The organism is Streptomyces sp. NBC_01016, from assembly GCF_026341035.1.
GTDB lineage: Bacteria > Actinomycetota > Actinomycetes > Streptomycetales > Streptomycetaceae > Streptomyces.
On record NZ_JAPEOQ010000001.1, the window covers coordinates 5398762 to 5417520 of the forward strand.

The 18759-nt window shown below is 69.7% G+C and carries 20 protein-coding genes and 2 pseudogenes; 16 read left to right on the plus strand and 6 right to left on the minus strand.

The features are described 5' to 3' along the window. Positions 1–312: 312 nt before the first annotated feature. The 5 genes and pseudogenes from OG746_RS24280 to OG746_RS24295 all read left to right on the plus strand — a co-directional run bounded on the left by OG746_RS24280 (position 313) and on the right by OG746_RS24295 (position 2267). The gene (locus tag OG746_RS24280; protein WP_266717830.1) at positions 313–657 is read left to right on the plus strand and encodes a hypothetical protein; all 345 of its coding nucleotides are present in this window, start codon (positions 313–315) and stop codon (positions 655–657) included. Next, positions 644–871 (plus strand): hypothetical protein, encoded by a 228-nt coding sequence (locus OG746_RS45565; protein WP_353962431.1) that lies wholly within the window; start codon positions 644–646, stop codon positions 869–871. The genes OG746_RS24280 and OG746_RS45565 overlap by 14 nt, the downstream gene beginning before the upstream one ends. Before the next feature lie 202 nt (positions 872–1073). Beyond that, complete coding sequence (locus tag OG746_RS24285; RefSeq protein ID WP_266717832.1) at positions 1074–1544, plus strand: GNAT family N-acetyltransferase; 471 nt, start codon at positions 1074–1076, stop codon at positions 1542–1544. Then, a pseudogene (locus tag OG746_RS24290) lies at positions 1504–1691 on the plus strand (hypothetical protein); the annotation flags it as partial. The gene OG746_RS24285 and the pseudogene OG746_RS24290, both read left to right, overlap by 41 nt. A 51-nt stretch (positions 1692–1742) precedes the next feature. After that, positions 1743–2267, plus strand: coding sequence for a hypothetical protein (locus tag OG746_RS24295; RefSeq protein WP_266719221.1), 525 nt, complete (start codon positions 1743–1745; stop codon positions 2265–2267). Between the two features lie 56 nt (positions 2268–2323). Here OG746_RS24295 and OG746_RS24300 read toward each other — a convergent pair whose 3' ends face one another. Next, positions 2324–3610, minus strand: a complete 1287-nt coding sequence (locus OG746_RS24300; protein ID WP_524540447.1) for an IS256 family transposase — start codon at positions 3608–3610, stop codon at positions 2324–2326. 58 nt (positions 3611–3668) lie between these two features. On the opposite strand from OG746_RS24300, the gene OG746_RS24305 reads away from it, so the two are divergent. Beyond that, positions 3669–3791 (plus strand): hypothetical protein, encoded by a 123-nt coding sequence (locus OG746_RS24305; protein ID WP_266717834.1) that lies wholly within the window; start codon positions 3669–3671, stop codon positions 3789–3791. 35 nt (positions 3792–3826) lie between these two features. Here OG746_RS24305 and OG746_RS24310 read toward each other — a convergent pair whose 3' ends face one another. After that, positions 3827–4447 (minus strand): response regulator transcription factor, encoded by a 621-nt coding sequence (locus tag OG746_RS24310; protein WP_266719172.1) that lies wholly within the window; start codon positions 4445–4447, stop codon positions 3827–3829. Positions 4448–4770: 323 nt separating this feature from the next. On the opposite strand from OG746_RS24310, the gene OG746_RS24315 reads away from it, so the two are divergent. From OG746_RS24315 to OG746_RS24330, 4 genes are all read left to right on the plus strand, one after another. Continuing rightward, positions 4771–5748, plus strand: a complete 978-nt coding sequence (locus OG746_RS24315) for an ATP-binding cassette domain-containing protein (RefSeq protein WP_266717836.1) — start codon at positions 4771–4773, stop codon at positions 5746–5748. Further along, positions 5745–6551 carry an ABC-2 transporter permease family protein gene (locus OG746_RS24320; protein WP_266717838.1) on the plus strand — a complete coding sequence of 269 codons (807 nt, stop codon included), beginning with the start codon at positions 5745–5747 and terminating at the stop codon, positions 6549–6551. The genes OG746_RS24315 and OG746_RS24320 overlap by 4 nt, the downstream gene beginning before the upstream one ends. 135 nt (positions 6552–6686) lie before the next feature. Beyond that, positions 6687–8507: a sensor histidine kinase gene (locus tag OG746_RS24325; protein ID WP_266717840.1), complete on the plus strand. Its 1821-nt coding sequence runs from the start codon at positions 6687–6689 to the stop codon at positions 8505–8507. A gap of 98 nt (positions 8508–8605) precedes the next feature. Beyond that, positions 8606–9880, plus strand: a complete 1275-nt coding sequence (locus OG746_RS24330; RefSeq protein WP_266717842.1) for an MFS transporter — start codon at positions 8606–8608, stop codon at positions 9878–9880. Between the two features lie 50 nt (positions 9881–9930). On the opposite strand, the gene OG746_RS24335 is transcribed toward OG746_RS24330, so the two are convergent. Then, entirely contained in the window at positions 9931–10323 is a 393-nt protein-coding gene (locus OG746_RS24335; protein ID WP_266717844.1) for a MerR family transcriptional regulator, read from the minus strand. Positions 10324–10435: 112 nt separating this feature from the next. On the opposite strand from OG746_RS24335, the gene OG746_RS24340 reads away from it, so the two are divergent. After that, positions 10436–11164: an SDR family oxidoreductase gene (locus OG746_RS24340; RefSeq protein ID WP_266717846.1), complete on the plus strand. Its 729-nt coding sequence runs from the start codon at positions 10436–10438 to the stop codon at positions 11162–11164. Between the two features lie 143 nt (positions 11165–11307). Continuing rightward, the gene (locus OG746_RS24345) at positions 11308–12000 is read left to right on the plus strand and encodes an SGNH/GDSL hydrolase family protein (RefSeq protein ID WP_266717848.1); all 693 of its coding nucleotides are present in this window, start codon (positions 11308–11310) and stop codon (positions 11998–12000) included. A gap of 376 nt (positions 12001–12376) precedes the next feature. Here the strand turns inward: OG746_RS24345 and OG746_RS45445 are convergent. Both OG746_RS45445 and OG746_RS24355 read right to left on the minus strand, forming a co-directional pair. Next, positions 12377–12529 (minus strand): annotated as a pseudogene (locus tag OG746_RS45445) (transposase); the annotation flags it as partial. A 313-nt stretch (positions 12530–12842) separates the two neighbouring features. Next, the gene (locus OG746_RS24355) at positions 12843–13808 is read right to left on the minus strand and encodes a pirin family protein (RefSeq protein ID WP_266717852.1); all 966 of its coding nucleotides are present in this window, start codon (positions 13806–13808) and stop codon (positions 12843–12845) included. A 119-nt stretch (positions 13809–13927) separates the two neighbouring features. Here OG746_RS24355 and OG746_RS24360 point away from each other — a divergent pair, with 119 nt between their 5' ends. From OG746_RS24360 to OG746_RS24375, 4 genes are all read left to right on the plus strand, one after another. Continuing rightward, complete coding sequence (locus tag OG746_RS24360) at positions 13928–14632, plus strand: ABC transporter permease (protein WP_266717854.1); 705 nt, start codon at positions 13928–13930, stop codon at positions 14630–14632. Further along, complete coding sequence (locus OG746_RS24365) at positions 14629–15303, plus strand: ABC transporter permease (protein WP_266717856.1); 675 nt, start codon at positions 14629–14631, stop codon at positions 15301–15303. Before OG746_RS24360 ends, OG746_RS24365 begins: the two co-directional genes overlap by 4 nt. Further along, positions 15303–16262 (plus strand): ABC transporter substrate-binding protein, encoded by a 960-nt coding sequence (locus OG746_RS24370; protein WP_266717858.1) that lies wholly within the window; start codon positions 15303–15305, stop codon positions 16260–16262. Before OG746_RS24365 ends, OG746_RS24370 begins: the two co-directional genes overlap by 1 nt. Positions 16263–16351: 89 nt before the next feature. Further along, positions 16352–17512, plus strand: coding sequence for an NAD(P)/FAD-dependent oxidoreductase (locus tag OG746_RS24375; RefSeq protein ID WP_266717860.1), 1161 nt, complete (start codon positions 16352–16354; stop codon positions 17510–17512). Positions 17513–17579: 67 nt separating this feature from the next. Here the strand turns inward: OG746_RS24375 and OG746_RS24380 are convergent, their stop codons facing one another. Further along, complete coding sequence (locus tag OG746_RS24380) at positions 17580–18743, minus strand: ABC transporter ATP-binding protein (RefSeq protein WP_266717862.1); 1164 nt, start codon at positions 18741–18743, stop codon at positions 17580–17582. Positions 18744–18759 lie beyond the last annotated feature (16 nt).

An 18759-nucleotide genomic window follows, 5' to 3' on the forward strand; every position in this document is an offset into this window, starting at 1 on the left:
GTGTTCAGGAGCAAATCCGTGAGCGTCACCTGCCATCCCAGCGGTGATCAATCGGGCGTCGGCCTTCAGATCGTCATCAGCCTGACAACGGATGAAGCCGAGGTCGACGTGATCAGGATTTCGCCTGCTCCTTTCGGGCTGGGCCGAAACGCATGGAGCCCGCAGGGCCATCAACGGCATGCTCACACCGCACTCACAACCGACCGGTCGCCACGGCCACGGTAGAAGGCAAAGCCCGCTGATCAGCGCGGCAATGGGGCAGGTGCCGCCCCCGGCGAAGCAGCGGCACACCACGGGGAAACGAGGAGAATCATGCGACCCATCCGAACCGTTCTCAGCCTGACCGGCGCCGCACTGCTCACCGCGGGCCGCGCCGCCGGGACCGTCACCGCGCAGCCCGCCCTCTCGGGGCAGAGCGCGCCCGCCGCCGACTCGGTACGCACCGCGCAAGCACGTGCGGCCGGACTCTCCGAAAGGCAGGCCGCGCAGCTCCAGGACCGAACCGAGGCACACCGGGCGGAAATGAAGGCCCCCGCCCAGCAGGTGAGCTTCGACGAGATCCGCGCGAACGACGGCACAACGATCACCTTCACCGCACCCGGTTTCGGCGCTGGGCAGCAGCTGCTCGAGCGGGCGGCTGTGCCTGTGGGCGGGTGACAACTACGACCACGCGAAGCTCACGTTCTACAGGTGCGCGTTCCGCGATTTGAGTGACTACGGCTTCAACGACCGGCTGACCTCGCTGAAGAACCGTCAGTCCAGCGGAACCCGATCGAAGTTCTACAACTGGGAGGGGCACTGGTCCCTCAAGTTCGGCAGCACAGCGCCCCACAAGATCCCGGACTGCAGGGCACGCCGTACAACAACATGATCGACGGCGTGCGGGTCTGCTGAGGCTGGGCTCGCGAACGATCTCTGTGGCGTGAGGGTTGGTCGGAGACCTGCCGATAGGACGCCTGTCGCAAGGACGCCTGTCGCAAGGACGCCTGTCGCAAGGGCGCCTGTCGAAAGGACGGTGGACGGCCACAGGTCGTTCGGGGACCATGGCCTGCATGCCAACGTGGACTATCAAGGTGGAGCGTGTCATCGGCGCGGGTGTCGATGAGGTGATGCGGGAGTACTTCACCGAGATGGGGCGGCGGGTGCTGGGGCGCCCAGCCATAGAGGCGGAGCTGCAAGCGGTGCTTGTTGAAGATCCTCACCATGTGCTCGGCCCGCCCGACGGCGAGTTTCTCGTTGCGCGTGGGGACAAGGGTGAGTTCCTGGGCTGCGCAGGGTTGCGGCTGCTCAGAGGTGCTCCTGAGACCGCGGAGCTCAAGCGGATGTTCGTGCGCCCCGCTGGGCGGGGAGCGGGGTTGGGCCGGGGCCTCCTCCTCGCCGTCGAGCAATCGGCGAGGAGGCTGGGCGCTGCCCGGATCGTGTGCGAGACCAACACCCAACTCACCGCGGCACGGGCTTTGTACACCAGGTATGGCTACGAGGAAACCGGACCCTACGAAGGGCATGGCAAGGCGGACCACTGGTACGTCAAGGTCCTCAGCTGAAGGGCTGGGTGACCCGCGGATCTTCGGGAGGTCGGTGAAGCAGCTACGCCGAGCTGAAGTGGCCGCTCCGGTCCGGGGCGGCCATGGAAGCCACCACTGGTGGATTGCCTCCTACTGGTGGCCGCCTACTGGCGTACCAACCTCACGGCCACCAGCCCAGACCGCTCACACTCACTTCTCTACGGAGATCAGTTCCAGATGACCGCCACCCCGCCGCCCAGTGACCCCGGCTTGATCTCCCGCCACGAACTCACGGTCCTCGCCGACTACTCCACCCTGCTGATCCAGGACGACGATGCAGACCTGGGCGAACCCGAACTGGGCTGGTTCGATGCACTGGTTGCGGACTGGATCAACACTGCTCCTGGCGTTGTCGGAATCGGAGCCGCTCGCCCCTTCAATGTTCCCGTCACCGTGGACGTGCGCCGCGCACCCCCGGCCGACGGCACGGAACTACGGCAAGCCGACCACGTCACACAGGCCGGCCTCGCGCTCCCCTCAGGACGCCTGCTGATCTCCATGCAGGACGCCAGCGACAAGATTCCCCGCATCCCTCTTGCCCTCGGTAACTACGCCGTGCGCATCTACTCCCACGGCCTGAACAGGCTTTCCGAGGACGCCCTGGAAGGCGAGGACCACTACCACGTCGTGCTTTGGCCCACCGACGAAGACCACCCTGCCCAGGTCCTCAAGCGCTACTCCGCGCCCCTTCCCGGCGGTTAGTGCCGTGCCCCCAGGGACTGTGTAGCGATCGGTGGAACTCGGTCGGATTGATTGATTCAGCTGCGGCCGGCGGTGAGTCGGCCGTCGAAGGTGATGTCGAAGGCCTGGAGTGCGGCCTTCCAGCGCATGGTCCAGCGCTTGCGTCCGGTGCCGGTGGGGTCCAGGCTCATCACGGCCAGGTAGACGCACTTGAGAGCGGCCTGTTCCGTGGGGAAGTGCCCGCGGGCCCGGACGGCTTTGCGGATGCGGGCGTTGATCGACTCGATCGCGTTGGTCGTGCACACGATCTTGCGGATCTCCACGTCGAACTGCAGGAACGGCACGAACTCGGCCCAGGAGGCCTCCCAGAGCCGCACGATGGCCGGGTACTTGTGCCCCCAGGCGTCGGTGAACTCCACGAACCGCTCCAGGGCGGCGTCCTCGGTCGGCGCGGTGTAGACGGGCCGCAGGGCCTTGGCGAGCTTCTCCCAGTCCTGGCGGCCCGCGTAACGGAACGACGCCCGCAGCAGATGGACCACGCAGGTCTGCACGATGGTCCGTGGCCACACCGTGTTCACCGCGTCGGGCAGGCCGGCCAGCCCGTCGCAGACGAGCATCAGGACATCGGACGTGCCCCGGTTCTTGATCTCGGTGAGGACCTGCAGCCAGTACTTCGCGCCCTCACCACCTTCACCGACCCACAGGCCCAGGATGTCGCGCTGCCCGTCGGCGGTGACGGCCACGGCCATGTAGACCGGCCGGTTGGCGACCTGACCGTCCCTGACCTTCACGTTCACACAGTCGACGAAGACCACCGGGTAGACCGCGTCCAGGGGGCGGTTCTGCCACTCGGCCATGCCGGCCAGCACGCTGTCGGTGATCGTGGAGATCGTCGACTTGGACACCTCGGTGCCGTACACCTCGGCCGGATGCGCGGAGATCTCGCCATGGGTGAGGCCCTTCGCGGACAGCGACAGCACCATCTCGTCGACCCCGCCGAGCCGCTTCTGCCGCTTCCTGACCAACTGCGGCTCGAAACTGCCAGCCCGGTCCCGGGGCACCTCGATCTCAACCGGCCCGACCTCGGTCGTCACTGTCTTCGCGCGCCGGCCGTTGCGGTAATTCTCCCGGCCGCCCTCGGCCCGCTCGCCCGGCTCGTGGCCCAAGTGCGCGGTCAGTTCGCCCTCGAGCGCGGACTCCAGCACCCGCTTGGTCAGCTGCTGCAGCAGCCCGCCCTCGCCGGTCAGGCTCACCCCGCCGGCCTTCGCCCGCTCCATCAGCTCGCTCAGCAGGGCATCGTCCACGGCCTCGGACACATCCGTGGCTGCCTTGCCGGCCTCGGTGCCACTCGTCACGTCAGTCATCAACTGTCGCTCTCTACAAGGGAGTTACACCACTCACCGTACAGACCCTCACCTGGTCGTGGAGGACCGTCCACTGTTCGCCAAGCTCTCGCTGCTCGGTGTCTCGCTCGTGTCCGTCCTGGACTGCGGCAACCGGGACCGCGCCCGGCGCCACTACGCGCGGACCCGACGGGCGGCCTAGAGACGAGGAGGCACGGGGTCCACATTCCGCCTGGGTCAACGGCGGCCCGGTGGGACCAGGCCGGCCTCGTACGCGGAGATGGCCGCCTCCACCCGGTTGCGTGCACCCAGCTTCGCGAGCACCGCGCTGACGTGTGCCTTCACCGTGCCCTCGACGAGGTGCAGTCGGCTCGCGATCTCCGCGTTGGACAGACCTGTCCCGAGTCCGGCCAGGACGTCGCGTTCCCGTTCCGTGAGCCGCTCCAGTGAGCGGTGGGGGTGTGCCGCCCGGTGCGCGCGTAGCCCGGCGATGACCCGGGCTGCGACCCGTGGGGACAGGTAGGCTCCGCCGGCTCCCACCGCCCGTACTCCGTTGAGGAGTTCTCTCGGGTCGTCGGCCTTCAGCAGGAAGCCGTCGGCGCCGCCTTCCAGCGCGCGGGTGACGTAGTCGTCCTGGCCGAAGGTCGTCAGCATGATCACACCGACCGGCGCCGACTCCTTGTGGAGGCGGGCCGCTGCCGCCAGCCCGTCCAGACCGGGCATTTGGATGTCGAGAAGGACCACGTCCGGCCGGTACCTGCGGGCGAGCGCTACGGCCTCGTGCCCATCGACTGCCTCGGCCACCACCTCGACGTGGGGGTCACGGGCGAGGATGGCCCGGACCCCCGCCCGGATCATCGCCTCGTCGTCGGCTATCAGGACACGGACCGGCCGGCTGTCCGACGCTGTGTCTTCCACTGCTGTGTCTTCCACGCGGCGAGCCTACGGCCGCCGCGCCGCCGCGCGAGCGGCGTACTTCACACATCAGCCCAGGGGCGGGGCACACCCCTGACGAAGGGCAGCACGCCGCTGCCGTTCGTCCAATGGGCGCCGTTCCCGCGGACTTCTAGCGTCGCTCTCGTACAGGAAACGCGGTGGCTGCCCAAGGGCTGAGCCCCATGCGCCGGTCGGTGCACGCCTCCCTCGGCTTCCGCGGTCCGTGACCGGCATGAAGGAGCTCCGTGATCACCCTTCGGGAACTGACCAAACGTTACGGCGAGACCGTCGCCGTGGACGGTCTGACGCTGGACATCAAAGGCGGGCAGGTGACCGGCTTCCTGGGGCCCAACGGCGCCGGTAAGTCGACCACGATGCGCATGATTCTCGGCCTGGACCATCCCTCCGGGGGAGAGGCGCTGATCGACGGCAGGCCGTACTCCTCGATGCGGCACCCGATCCGCGAGGTCGGCGCGCTCCTTGACGCCAAGGCACTGCACCCGGCTCGTTCCGCACGCAGCCACCTGGTGGCGCAGGCGCGCAGCAACGGCATTCCGCTGCGCCGGGTGGACGAGGTCCTTGAGACGGTCGGCCTGGCGAAGGTGGCACGGCGCTCCGCCGGGGCGTTCTCCCTCGGCATGTACCAGCGACTGGGTGTGGCGGGCGCGCTGCTCGGCGACCCGCAGGTCCTCATCTTCGACGAGCCGGTCAACGGCCTTGATCCCGACGGTGTCCGATGGGTACGAGAACTCGTGCGGTCCCTGGCAGCGGAGGGCCGGACGGTCTTCCTGTCCAGTCACCTGATGAGCGAGATGCAGCTGACCGCCGACCAGTTGGTCGTCATCGGTCGGGGGAAACTCCTGGCCGACACTCCGATGACCGAGTTGTTGGCCAACAGCTCGCTGTCGTCGGTGCGGGTGCGCACCCCGGACGTGGCGGACCTGCGCAGGCTGACCGGCCACCTCCTGGAGGACGGTGATGTGACCGTGGAGTCGCCCGCGGCCGACGAGATCGTCGTGAAGGGCCGTAGCGTCGAGCAGGTCGGCGACCTGGCCCACCGCCTAGGACTGAGACTGCACGAACTGCGTACGGTCTCCGCTTCGCTGGAACAGGCGTACATGGAACTGACCGCGCAGAGCGTGGAGTACGAGACGGGCGACACGGTGTTCGGCGGCCAGGGTTCCGAGGAGACACGGGTTCAGGGACAGGGGGCGGGGGCATGAGCGCCGTAACGACCGACGTGAGTGATGGCCGCCGTGGCCGCACGGCCTCCGGCCATACCGGTGGCGGGCTCGCGGGCGCGTTCGCCTCGGAGTGGACCAAGCTGTGGACGATTCGAACGCCGTACGTCTGCCTGCTGGTCGGGCTGATCGTGACCGCGATCTTCACCTTCTACTACGGGTCGATCGCCCGGATCAACGACAAGCCGGTCCAGCCGGTCGGTAACGCCTCGGTGTCGTCGGTCATCCTCACCCAGTTCGCCCTGGTGGTCCTGGCGATGACGACGGTGACGAGTGAGTACTCGACGAGCAGCATGCGCACTTCACTGCTGTGGGTGCCGGTCAGGCGCCATGTGCAGCTGGCCAAGGCGCTGTTGAGCGCACTGGTGGGCTTCGTCGCCGGATTGGTGTGGGCTGTGCTGGGCATCGCGCTGGCCTGGGGGCCGTTCGAGGGGCACGCCAGTTTCGAGCTGTCGAAGGCGGTGTACCAAACCCTTGCCATGGGCGTCTATTCCGCTCTCGTCTGCGTGCTGACGGTAGGGGTGTCGTTCGCCCTGCGGACGGCGGCGGGCGCCGTTGCCATGATCTTCTTCCTGGTATCAGCCTTGCCCAGCATGCTGGTCGGGCTGGGGGGCCCGGTACTGCTGGCCATCAACGAGTACATGCCGCAGACCGTGGGTGGTTACTTCATGCTGGGCAACGGCAAAGCTCCGTTCCCGGACGCGGTGAGCCTGCTGATCCTGCTGGTGTGGGCCGTCGCCGCGCATGTGGCCGGTCTCTTCGTGCTGCGACGCCGGGACGCATGACCCCGTGCCGGAACCGGCTCTGACACCCTCGCCGTGCCGCCCCCCCTCGTCGGGCGTCAGGTACCGGCTCGCAGAATCGACCAGGACAGGTGAGGCCCCCCAGAGGACAGCCACCGGAAGGACGGCCGACGCGTCATGCTGCACACACGCATACCCTCCACCAGATCTGTGACCGGCAACGTGGCCCTGTGGAGTGTGCTCGCAGCCGCCACCGGCTACGGGTTCCTGGACGCGGGTACGGCCTCCCCGGTCCTGGATCTGTTCCTCCCGCTGGCCGTCCTGGCGGTGGCCGTGCCATGGTCCCGCCACCGGCCGGGGGCCGCAGTCGTACTGGTCAACGGGCTGTGCGTGCTGGGCCTGGCCGACTCCGCGACCCCCGGCAACGCCCACGTCCTGTCGCTGGCCGCCCTGAGCTGCGCGCTCGGTGCCCGGGTCGCCGCGGCAGGGCGCCCGCTGCTCGTGCTCGCTGGGTGTGCGGCGGTAGATCTCGCGACGTGCGCGGTGCTGCGAGTGCAGCCGGTGTGGTGGTTCTACACGCTGACCGTGCTGCCCGCCGCCCTTCTGCTGCCCTGGCTGGCCGGGCGGCACTGGCGTGGCCGACGCGAACTCGTGCGGGAGGGCTGGTGGCTGGCCCGGAGCCTGGAGGAGCGGCAGCATCTGGTCGCACAGCAGGCGCGGCTGACCGAACGCGCGGACATCGCGGCCGACATGCACGACTCCCTCGGCCACGCCCTGAGCCTGGTCGCCGTTCGCGCCGGGGCCCTGGAACTCTCGCCCGACCTCACGGACCGCGACCGCGCCGACCTCGCAGAGCTGCGCGGGACGATCGCGGACGCGGTGGAGCAATTGCGGGAGACCGTTGCCGTCCTGCACGATCCGCCCGTCACGGACATGGGTACGGGCCTGCCCGTCAACGACTCCGTCGAGGACCTCCTGGGACGGGCGGCCGCTTCCGGGGTGCCGGTGCGCTGGGAGCGGCGTGGGGCGGTGCCCTCGATGTCCCCTCTGGTCGAACGCGGGATGTACCGGGTGGTGCAGGAGGCTCTCACGAACGCGGTGAAGCACGCGCCGGACTGTGCGATCAGGGTACGGATCACCCACGAGGCCGTCCGTACCCGCGTGAGCGTGGTGAACGCCGTCGCGTCGGCCGGCGGACCGGCGCACGCGGGCGAGGGGCAGGCGAACATCGGCGGCCGGGGGCTGACAGGGCTCCGGGAACGGGTGACGGTGCTCGGTGGCTCCTTGCGGACCGGGCCCGGCGCAGGCGGGTTCCAGGTCACCGCAGTCCTTCCGCACCAGGCCACCGTCCGTCCCGGGACACCGGTGCCGGTACCAGGCACTGCGCCCGGAACACCGGTCGGAACCCGGCGGTCCGCATTGTCGTCCGGGGCCGCTCCGCACCCGGATACGACCCCCGACTCGGATCCGTATCCGGACACGGACACGCCTCCAGACACCTTCGTACCGGAGTCCACCAAGCGACTCGCCTCCGTACGGAGAGACGCCCGTCGCCGCTCCGCCGCCGCCCTGGTGGCACCTGTCGTCGCAGCCGCCTTCTTCGTGCCGTCCGCGTTCTTCCTGGCCTGGCAGCTCACGACGAGCGTGCTGCCGCCTTCCCGGTTCGACGAGTTGGCCATCGGCCGGCCGCGCGCGGAGCTCGCCCCTCTGCTGCCGGACCGCTCCTACCCCTACCCGTCCGACCACGTCCGTTCCATGTCGCGCCCGCCCGGCACCCGTTGCGAGTTCTACCGGTCCAGCCGCGATCTGCTGGCCCAGGTCGACCTCTACCGGCTCTGCTGGTCCGGCAACTCGCTGCTGACAAAGGACACGGTGTCCGCAAGCCACCCCTCCCTGAGTGAGGGGCACGAAGTGCGTCGTACGCCCGTACCGGGGCCAAGGAACGTATCGGACCCTGCCGGACTCCTCGGCTTCGTTCCACATCCCGTTTCCCGGTGAAAACGCAGGTCCGAGGGGCCCTTGCCGCCCGTTCCGCCACACCGTTACCCAAGGAACTCCCTTGACTTCAAGCGCACGTGAACCAGAAGCCTGGGCCGATGAAGCCCACACGCACGTCCCGACTGCTGCCGCAGACCTACCGGTCCCTGTTCTCGTACCGCGAGTTCCGGCGGCTCCTCCCGGCGCTGGCGGTCTCCGACCTGGGGGACGGGATGAGCATCGTCGCCGTGGCCTGGCTGGCCGTGCAGACCGCGCCGCCCGGCCGGTCCGGTCTGTACGTGGGTGCCGCGATCGCCGCGTACGCCCTGCCCGGCGCGGCTGGTGCGCTGGTCTTCGGGCGGTGGCTGCGCCGGCTGCCCGCCCGGCGGTTGCTCGCCGTGGACTGCTGGCTCCGCGCGCTGTGTCTGGGCTGCGTGCCGCTGGCCTGGGTGGCAGGGGTCCTGCATCCCGTCCTGTACGTGGTGCTGCTTGCCGGTTCGTCGGTGCTGCACGCGTGGGGGAGCGCGGGAAAGTACTCCCTCGTCGCGCAGATCCTGCCTCCGGAACGGCGGCTGCCCGCGAACGCCCTGATCAGCTCCAGCGCTTCGGCGTCCGTCATCGCGGGCCCCGCGCTGGCCGGATTCCTGGCAACGGCTGTCAGTCCGGCCTGGCTCATCGGCCTCGACGCCCTGTCCTTCGTCGTCCTGGCCGTACAGGTGGGCCGGCTGGGCGACGGGACGAAGCAGGCGCCGGCGTCCGCGCCCGCCGGCACCGCCCGGTCGGCATCGGGCCTGCGCATGTTGCGCGGACAGCCCGAACTGCTCGGGATCCTCGCCCTGACCTGGTTCTTCAACTTCTTCTACGGTCCGGTCGAGGTCGCCCTCCCGCTGCACGTCACCGAAGACCTGCACGCCGGTTCCGGTGTCCTCGGGCTGTACTGGACGCTCTTCGGGGTGGGCGCGGTACTCGGCGGCCTTACGGTCGGTGCCCTGCGCAGACTCCCGGTATGGCCCGTCACCCTGGCCATCGTCGCCGGCTGGGGACTGACCCTGCTGCCCTTCGGGCTCGGCGCCCCGACGGCCGTCACCTTCACGTGCTTCGCCATGGGCGGCCTGATCTACGGCCCCTTCACCGCTCTGTCCTTCACCCTCTTCCAGGACCGTACGCCCGCGGACTGGCTGACCACCGTCCTCGCCGCCCGCGGTGCTGCCCTGCTCACCGCCGCGCCCCTGGGCACCGCGCTCGGCGGTCCGTTCGTCGCCGCACTTGGCCCCCGGGACACCCTCGCCGTCTCGGGGGTCGCGACACTGGTACTGGCCCTCGTTGCCACCGGGTTCCGCGCCAGGGCCCGGTACGGGACGCCCCCTCGTGGCCCGGTCCGCGCGGAGCGATAAGGAGGGCCTCCCGCCGGGTCGCCGTCAGTGTCCCCTGGGTGTTCCCGTGTTCACGGTGTGACGTCAGAAGCGTCGAGCAGTACGCACTGGTCGAAGTTCATGCAGCCGCACTCCAGGCAGTCCGCGACTGCCTGCCGCAGGGATTGGGCCTGTGCTATGTGCTGATCGAGTTCGGGCAGCTTACGGGTGGCCATCTCCCGCCACTGGCGCGTGGCGGACGGGGAGGCGTCACCGGCAAGGAGCTGCGTGATCTCGGCGAGCGTGAACCCAGCCCGCTGCGCCATCTTGATCAGAGCGACCCGCCGCACAGTACTCACCGGCCACACCCGGCGCCCTCCTTCACGGCGCGCACCCGGCAGCAGACCGCGCTCCTCCCAGTAACGCAGCGCCGAAGCCCGTACGTGAACCCGCGCCGCGAGCTCCCCGATCGGCAGATACCGCACGCCGCCCCCTCCCTGCTCTTGACTTCAAGCGTGCTTGAAGGACGACCGTGGCCCGCATGATCTCAGCACGACCGGGACGCCCGCTGCCCGGCCCCACAGCAGGAGCACGGACATGACATTCGACGACCACCGCGTGGTCATCACCGCCGCAGGCCGCGATTTCGGCCGCACCCTGGCCCTCCGCCTCGCGGACCTCGGCGCCGAAGTCTTCCTCTCCGCGCGCACGCTCGCCGCCGCCGAACACGTCCGCGACGAGATCCGGGCCCGCGGCCACCACAAGGTGCACGCCTCCGCCTGCGACCTGACCGACCCCGCCTCGATCCGCGCCTTCGCCGCCGACGTCGCCCGGCACACCGACCGTATCGACGTACTGATCAACAACGGCTCCCGCTACCTCCACGGCCCGGATCTGCTGTCGGCTTCCGACGCCGACATCACCGACACCCTCGCCTCCGGCACCACCGGCACGGTCCTGGCCGTGAAGAACTTCCTCCCCCTCCTCCTCAACTCATTCCGCCCGGACGTGGTGACCATGATCTCCGCCTGCGGGACGGCCGGCCATCACCGCTCGGACGCGCACGACGCCTTCTACGCGGCCAAGAGCGCCCAGGCAGGCTTCGCCGAAATCCTCTCCAAGCGCCTGCGGCCCCAGGGGGTCCGGGCGATTTCCCTGTACCCGCCCGACTTCGACAACTCCGACCCCCTGTCGGGGGAGTGGGAGACCACCCCGCGCGGCGCCCAGGATGCTCTCACTGCCCAGTCACTCGTGGACTGCATCCTCTTCGCCCTCGCCCAACCCCGCGACTGCTTCATCAAGGCATTCCACTTCGAACAGGTCTGAGCCGTTCCTGGCCTCCGGATGCGCCGGGCTGATGATCGGCGTCTTCCCTTTCACTGCTGTTGCACGGAAGCTCTCCGGGGGCAACCCCCGGCCTCGGCAGCTCCTACCGGCCGCTCTCGCCCGCTCACCTCCAAGGATCTTTGATGAACCCCTTGCTCTTCCCCGTCATAGCCGCGCAAGGACTGCTCGTCCGCATGCGTACCGAGACCCTGACGCCTGCGGGCGGGCCTACCTCCGGTACCGAGAGCCCGGCCGAAGATGAGCCGGTGCGGATCGCTGTCCTCGGAGAGTCGACGGCGGCCGGCTGCGGAGTGGACAGCCACGGGAAGGGCTTCACGGGGCACTTCGCCCGCGAACTCGGCGCACGCACGGGCCGACCGGTGGAGTGGGCGGTACACGGCCAGTACGGGGCGACGGTGCGCCGTATCCGGTACCGGCTGCTGCCCGAGGTCGGCCCGGATCTTCAGGTGGCCGCGCTCCTTGCCGGGGTCAACGACGTCCTCGGGCGGACCAGCCCGCAGGGCTGGGGTGACGAACTGCACGCGGTCGTCGAAGAGTTGGGGCAGCGAGCGGAGCAGGTGGTGGTGACGGGGATACCGGCGTTCGGGGAGTTCCCCTCGGTGCCGGGGACGCTGGGCCGGTACCTGGCGGAACGGGCGACGGCACTGGACGACGTCTCGCAGCGGGTCTGCGCGGAGTTCGCGAACGTGACCTGGGTCGGCTCCGTGGACGTTCTCCCGATGGGCCCGGAGTTCTTCGCCCGGGACCGCTTCCACCCCTCGGCCCACGGCTACCGGGAATGGGCCCGGATCGTCGCCGGAAAGGTGGCGCTCTGATGGGGCGGAGAGAGTTCCTCCGCCCCACTGGTATCTCAGGCATGGACATTCACGCGGCCGGTGAGGAAGGTCTCCCAGTCGCGGCTAGGCGGAGGCTCTGACAATCCTCGGTGGGGCTGGTCAGGCGGACGGGTCGGGCAAGGAGGCCAGCCGAGACCGCTCGTTCGAGTCGGCATAGCGGGCCCCTGAGTTCTGTGGACGGCAACAGCACCGCCGTACGCTGCATCGGCTCTCCCCCAGAGAGGACAGCGAAGCCGCCCCGGCGATCCGAGCGATCCAATATCTAAAAATTCCCACCCCCGCGGGCCGGGTCTGCTGCAGATTTAGGTGACAGGTTGACCTGCCCCACCATTTGGGCTCCAGGTTCGGTGACTAACCGGCTGCCGGGATGGTGTCGTTCTTGGCGCAACCACTTGGACAGCGTGACGGGATGGATGCCGAGCTCGACCGCGGTCTGCTTGGCCTGCTGGCCGGCGCGGACCAGCGCGATGGCACGCGCCCGGAACTCCGGAGGATAGGGACGAGGCATGGCTGCCAGCCTTCCGTGAAGGGCCGCCAGCTAGCCACCAGAACTGGAACCCAGGACATGGGGCAGGTCAAGATGTCACCCGATCGTGCGGCAGACCCAACGCCAGGCGCAGGCTGGCCTGACGAGTCATCAGTTGACCCAGCATTGAGCCAGCATCCGTCTGACTAGGCCTGAGCGCACCTGGCTGCGCTCGCATGCAGTTGAAGGTGAAACTAGCAGCCGGTGAGGCGCTGGACGGCAGGGCACCGCATCGACCTTGGGGTGCTCTGCTGGAGGGCCGAATCCACCTCTACTGCACTTGTATAACCGCTGTTCAGCGTACGCGTCCCCTTGGTTTCAAGGGGACAGACGGAAGCTCAGGCGCCGGCAGCCGATCTCCGTCGTACCCCTTCACCTCACCAAACCGAGACCCTGTCATCCAGTCCTCACGTGCCTGGCTGATATCGTCCTGCGACCGCCCGATGAAGTTCCAGAACATCACCAGCTCCTCCTCGAACGGCTCCCCGCCGAGCAGCAGCAGACCCGCGTCCGAGTCCGCGCGGAGCGGGAGTTCGGTGCGGCCGCAGCCGAGGTAGAGCATCGAGCCGGGGAGCAGGGGGACGTCGTCGACGTGGGCCTCGCCGGACATCGACAGGACCGCGTACTCGAAGTCGAGGTTCAAGGGGAGGCGCGTTTCCGTGCCGTGGGTGAGGGAGAGATCCGCGCCCACGATGGGGGTGTACGTCGTGCCGGGGGACGCCGCGCCGTCCAGGGAACCGAGGATGACCGTGGCCGTCAGGCCGGGCGCCGTCACCGTCGGCAGCGTCCCGTGGTGCTCGAAGTGCGGGTCCACGTGCCGGTGGGAGTCGGGGAGCGCCACCCAGAGCTGGGCCCCGTGCAGGAAGCGGGCGTGGGCGCGCGGGCTCTCCTCGGAGTGGGAGATCGCCCGGCCCGAGGTCATCAGGCCCAGCTCGCGGGGGCGGATCGTCTGGAGGCTGCCCGTCGAATCGCGGTGCAGCACCTCGCCGTCGTGCAGCCAGCTCACCGTCTGCAGACCCATGTGCGGGTGCGGCGGCACCTGCATGCCGGGCTCGTCCGCGATGTCGTCCGGGCCGTAGTGGTCGACGAAGGCCCACGCCCCGACCATGCGGCGGCCCAGGTTAGGCAGCAGCCTGCGCACCTCCGTGGACCCGCCGAGCCGGACGCGGCGCGGGCTGAGGAGTTCGCGTACCGGTTCCGCGACGACGAAGCCGCGTCCGCCGCACACCGAGGGCACTGGCTCGCGGTCAAGATTGCTCATGACGCAGACCCTAGCCCCGGGGCCGCGCCGCGTCAGGTGTGCGGCCCGGGGAAAGCGGAGCGCCGCCCGTACGGGTCACCCGGCGCGCCGAGCCGCGGGCAAGGCACTGGAATGGTCGGGTGCGCCTTGTGAACGGTGGGTCCGGCACTTCGCCGCCCGACGACTGTCTCGCCCGCAACGACTGGATCTGCGGCGAGTATCTGAGCACGCGTCGGCACATGCTGATGGATGCCACCGTGCAGCATCTGGAGATCACCGTCGTGGCTGTCGCCATCGCCGTGGTGATCGCCGTGCCGTTGGCGCTCCTGGCGCGGCGGTGGGGGTGGGCCGCCGGGCCCGTGCTCGCCCTGACGACCGTGCTCTACACGATCCCGTCGCTCGCGATGTTCTCGTTGCTGCTGCCCGTGTACGGGCTGTCCGCCACGCTGGTGATCGCCGGGCTTGTGCTCTACTCGCTCACCCTCCTCGTACGGAACATTCTCGCCGGGCTGCGGTCCGTGCCCGAGGACACCCGGCAGGCCGCGCGCGGCATGGGGTACGGGCCGATCCGGCTGCTGCTGACCGTCGAGCTGCCGCTCGCACTGCCCGCGGCGCTCGCCGGGCTGCGTATCGCCACCGTGTCCGCCGTCTCGCTCGTGACCGTCGGCGCCATCGTCGGCTACGGAGGGCTTGGGAATCTGATCTACAGCGGCATGAACACGTACTTCAAGGCCCAGGTGCTCACCGCCTCCGTGCTGTGCGTCGTCATCGCGCTCGTCGCCGATGTGGTGCTCCTTGCCATCGGGCGGCTGCTCACCCCCTGGACGAGAGCGAGTCGCGCGTGAATCTCCTCTCCGACTCCTGGAACTGGCTCGCCGACTCCGCGCACTGGGCCGGCGACAACGGCGTCTGGCACCGGCTCGCCCAGCACGTGACCTTGACCGTCGTCTGTCTCGTCATCAGTTGTCTTATTGCTCTGCCGGTCGCGCTGGTGCTCGGGCATCTCGGGAAGGGTGGGGCGCTCGCCGTCAACATCGCCAACGTGGGGCGCGCCGTGCCCACCTTCGCCGTGCTCGTGCTGTTGCTGCTCACACCGTTTGGGCAGTACAGCGAGGGGCCCACCGTCGTCGCCCTCGTGCTGTTCGCGGTGCCGCCGCTGCTCACCAACGCGTACGTCGGGATGCGCGGCGTCGACCGGGAGGTCGTGAGGGCCGCGCGGGGCATGGGGATGACGGGGCGGCAGATGCTGTTCCGGGTTGAGGTGCCGCTCGCGCTGCCGATGATTATGAATGGTGTGCGCATTGCGGCTGTGCAGCTTGTCGCCACCGCCACCATCGCCGCCATTGCCGGTGGCGGCGGGCTCGGGCGGATCATCACCGCCGGGTTCAATCTCGCCAGTACGCCGCAGGTGGTGGCGGGAGCCGTGCTCGTGGCCGTCTTCGCGCTCGTCGTCGAGGCGCTGTTCGAGCTCGCCGAGCGGTTCGGTCCCGGGTGGCTGCGGGGGAGGGGGGCCTGATGAGCAGGTTGTTGCGTCGAGTGGCTCTTCTGCTGGGGCTCGTGTTGTTCGTCGGGGGGTGTGCCACGGGGCCCTCGCTGGAGGATCGCGGTGAGGTGACCGCGCCGCCCGGTGACAGCAAGCACCTCGTCATCGGATCCGCCGGATTCACCGAGAGCGATCTGCTCGCCAATATGTATGCGCTGCTGCTGAAGCAGGCGGGGTACGAGACCGAGCTACTGTCCGTCGGCAACCGCGAGCTGTACGAGCCCGCCCTGGAGTCCGGGCAGATCGATGTCGTGCCCGAGTACGCCGCCACCTTCGCCGACTGGCTCAACGCCAAGGCCCATGGGCCCGACGCGAAACCCGTCGGCTCGCCGGATCTCGACGCCACCATGAAGTCCCTGCGATCCCTCGCAGCCCCGCGCGGGCTCGATGTGCTGGACGCGGGCAAGGCCGTCGACCAGAACGCGTTCGCGGTGACCGAGGCCTACGCGAAGAAGCACGACCTCAAGACGCTCAGCGACCTCGGAGCCTCCGGCCTCAAGGTGCGGGTCGCCGCCGGGGACGAGTGCGTGCAACGGCCGTACTGCCAGCCGGGACTGGAGAAGGTCTACGGCATCGACGTCACCGGGATCGACCCCAAGGGCGTCGGCACCACGCAGGCCAAGAACGCCGTGCAGAACGGGCAGGACCAGATGGTGCTCACCACGACCACCGACGCCACCCTCGGCGACTTCGGGCTCGTGCTGCTCGACGACGACAAGAAGCTGCAGAACGCCGACTACCTCGTGCCCGTCGTCAACCGCTCGCGGGCCGGCAACAAGAAGGTCGCGGAGGCGCTCGGCAAGCTCAACTCCGTGCTCACCACCGACGACCTCGCCTCCATGAACCAGCAGGTCGACAGCTGGCGCCGACTGCCCGAGGACGTCGCGCGGACCTACCTGGAGAACAAGGGACTGCTGCGGCAGGGCGGTTGAGAGGTGTGTGCCGCGGTCCGGCGGGCAGTCGGGGAGTTGACTGACTGACTGACCGACCGACCGCAACCGGGACACGTACAGGAAGCCGTATGAATCGAGCCGTCGTCGTCGGGGCGGGCGTGCTGGGCGCCTGCGTCGCCTATCACCTCGCCCGCGCGGGCGTCGAAGTCGTCGTGCTGGAGGAGGCGGGGCCCGCGTCCGGCACCTCCAGCGCCACCTTCGCCGCCGACGTCACCCACCTGAAGACCCCGCACACCTACTACCGGCTGAACCGCCAGGGCTCCGACGGCCACCGCGCCCTCGCCGAGGAACTCGACGGACCCACCTGGCGGCACCCGGTGCCGCTCGTCCAGTGGGCCGACAGCGACGACGCACAGCGCACACTGCTCGAACAGGCGTCACGCGTACGGGAATGGGGCCACGACTGCCGCAACGCCCCGGCATCCGCACTGCGCGAGCTCGCGCCCGCCGTCGACCCGGCCGCCTGCACCGTCGACGAGATCGTCGTGCACACCGGCACCGCCTGGTTCGACGCCCCGCGCCTGGTGAACGCCCTGCTCGACGCCGCCGTACGGGCCGGCGCCGAAGCGCACTACGGAACCCGCGTCACCGGACTGCTCCGCGACGGCGCGCGGGTCGTCGGCGCGGAGGCGGGAGAGCGCAGCTGGGGCGCGGACGTCGTCGTGAACTGTGCGGGGCCCGCGGCCGACCAGATCGCCGCGCTCGCCGGGGCGCGGCTGCCGCTGCGGCACGTGCCCGGGCTCGTCGCCGAGAGCGCCCCGCTGGCCGAGGAGCCGCTGACCGCGATCCTCTCGGCGCCCGGCATCGACCTGCGGCCCACGGCGGACGGCGGCGTGCTCGCCCTGTCGTGGGAGGTCGACGCGCGCCTGGACGGGATGGCCGCCGACGGCCTGCCCTCGGAGCTGCACCGGCGCGCGAGCACCGTCGTGCCGGGCCTGGGCGGGGCCCGGATCGCCGACGCGCGCATCGGTGTACGACCCGTGCCGCTGGACGGGCTGCCGCTGGTCGGCGAGGCGGATGCGGCGCCCGGCCTGTACCACCTGGTGTCGCACAGCGCGGTGACGCTCGCCCCGGTGCTCGGCAGGCTCGCCGCGCAGGAGATCACGAGCGGGCGGGCGGCCGAGGAACTGGACGCGTACCGCCCCGGTCGGGCGATCAACGGCGACGTACAGGACGAGAATCTGCGGGCGATGAACCGCCGCGGGCGGGAGTCTCAACCTCAACCTTAGGGTTACGTCTGCCTCTGTCCCTGCGTATGCGCCCGCGTCTGTGCCGACCCCTGTCCGTGACGCCTGGTCACGCGTCCGCCACCGAGTCGAACTCCACCTCGTCCCGCCCCACGCCCTGTGCGTCCGCGTCCACCGACCGGCGCAGCGCCTCGTGCAGCTTCGCCGGGGTCAGGACGCCGAGGAAACGGGCGCCGTCGAGGACCGCGACCCAGCCCGCGTCGTGCTGGAGCATCACTCCGAACGCCTGCTTGAGCGGCGCGCCGACCGGCACCCATGCCCGCATCCGGTGGGCCAGATCGCCGACCCGGCCGTCGGGACCGGCCAGTGACGCCTCGTCGACACCGACCCAACCGTGCAGGTCACCGCCCTCATCGAGCACCACCGCCCACCGCGCCCCGTCCTCGCGCATCCGGGCGGCCGCCCGGGCGGGCGACTCCTCGAAGCGGGCCACCGAGGGCTGCTCCAGGTCGTCCGGCTCGATCTCGGTGACCGACAGGCGCTTCAGGCCCCGGTCCGCGCCGACGAACTCGGCGACGTACGGGGTGGCGGGCGAGCCGAGCACCGCGCCCGGTGTGTCGTACTGCTCGATGCGGCCCTGCCCGTACACCGCGATGCGGTCGCCGAGCCGGACCGCCTCCTCGATGTCGTGCGTGACGAGGAGGACCGTCTTGCGGACAGCCGCCTGCATCTTCAGGAACTCGTCCTGCAGCTGCTCGCGCACCACCGGGTCGACCGCACCGAACGGTTCGTCCATCAGGAGCACGGGCGGGTCGGCGGCGAGAGCGCGGGCGACGCCCACGCGCTGGCGCTGGCCGCCGGAGAGCTGCTCCGGATAGCGGCTCCCGTACGTGCTCGGGTCCAGGCCCACCAGATCGAGCAGCTCGGCGGCGCGCGCCCTGGCCTTCGCCTTCTTCCAGCCGATGAGCGCGGGCACGGTCGCCGTGTTGTCGAGGATCGTGCGGTGCGGGAAGAGGCCCACCTGCTGGATGACGTAGCCGATGCGGCGGCGCAGCTGCACCGGGTCGACGCCGGAGATGTCCTCGCCCTCGACGTGGATGTGACCCGACGTCGGCTCGATCAGCCGGTTCACCATCATCATCGTGGTGGTCTTGCCGCAGCCGGAAGGGCCGACGAGCGTGACCAGTTCGCCCTCGTTCACTTCGAACGAGAGGTCGTCCACTGCCATCGTGCCGTCCGCGTACCGCTTGGTGACATGGTCGAACCGGATCATGTCACCAACGCTAGCC

Bases quoted from the DNA above. Each gene is read 5' to 3' on its own strand.
- OG746_RS24280 (WP_266717830.1), top strand. From the start codon at position 313: ATGCGACCCATCCGAACCGTTCTCAGCCTGACCGGCGCCGCACTGCTC.
- OG746_RS24295 (WP_266719221.1), top strand. From the start codon at position 1,743: ATGACCGCCACCCCGCCGCCCAGTGACCCCGGCTTGATCTCCCGCCAC.
- OG746_RS24300 (WP_524540447.1), bottom strand. From the start codon at position 3,610: ATGACTGACGTGACGAGTGGCACCGAGGCCGGCAAGGCAGCCACGGAT.
- OG746_RS24310 (WP_266719172.1), bottom strand. From the start codon at position 4,447: ATGATCCGGGCGGGGGTCCGGGCCATCCTCGCCCGTGACCCCCACGTC.
- OG746_RS24320 (WP_266717838.1), top strand. From the start codon at position 5,745: ATGAGCGCCGTAACGACCGACGTGAGTGATGGCCGCCGTGGCCGCACG.
- OG746_RS24325 (WP_266717840.1), top strand. From the start codon at position 6,687: ATGCTGCACACACGCATACCCTCCACCAGATCTGTGACCGGCAACGTG.
- OG746_RS24330 (WP_266717842.1), top strand. From the start codon at position 8,606: ATGAAGCCCACACGCACGTCCCGACTGCTGCCGCAGACCTACCGGTCC.
- OG746_RS24340 (WP_266717846.1), top strand. From the start codon at position 10,436: ATGACATTCGACGACCACCGCGTGGTCATCACCGCCGCAGGCCGCGAT.
- OG746_RS24345 (WP_266717848.1), top strand. From the start codon at position 11,308: ATGAACCCCTTGCTCTTCCCCGTCATAGCCGCGCAAGGACTGCTCGTC.
- OG746_RS24355 (WP_266717852.1), bottom strand. From the start codon at position 13,808: ATGAGCAATCTTGACCGCGAGCCAGTGCCCTCGGTGTGCGGCGGACGC.
- OG746_RS24370 (WP_266717858.1), top strand. From the start codon at position 15,303: ATGAGCAGGTTGTTGCGTCGAGTGGCTCTTCTGCTGGGGCTCGTGTTG.
- OG746_RS24375 (WP_266717860.1), top strand. From the start codon at position 16,352: ATGAATCGAGCCGTCGTCGTCGGGGCGGGCGTGCTGGGCGCCTGCGTC.
- OG746_RS24380 (WP_266717862.1), bottom strand. From the start codon at position 18,743: ATGATCCGGTTCGACCATGTCACCAAGCGGTACGCGGACGGCACGATG.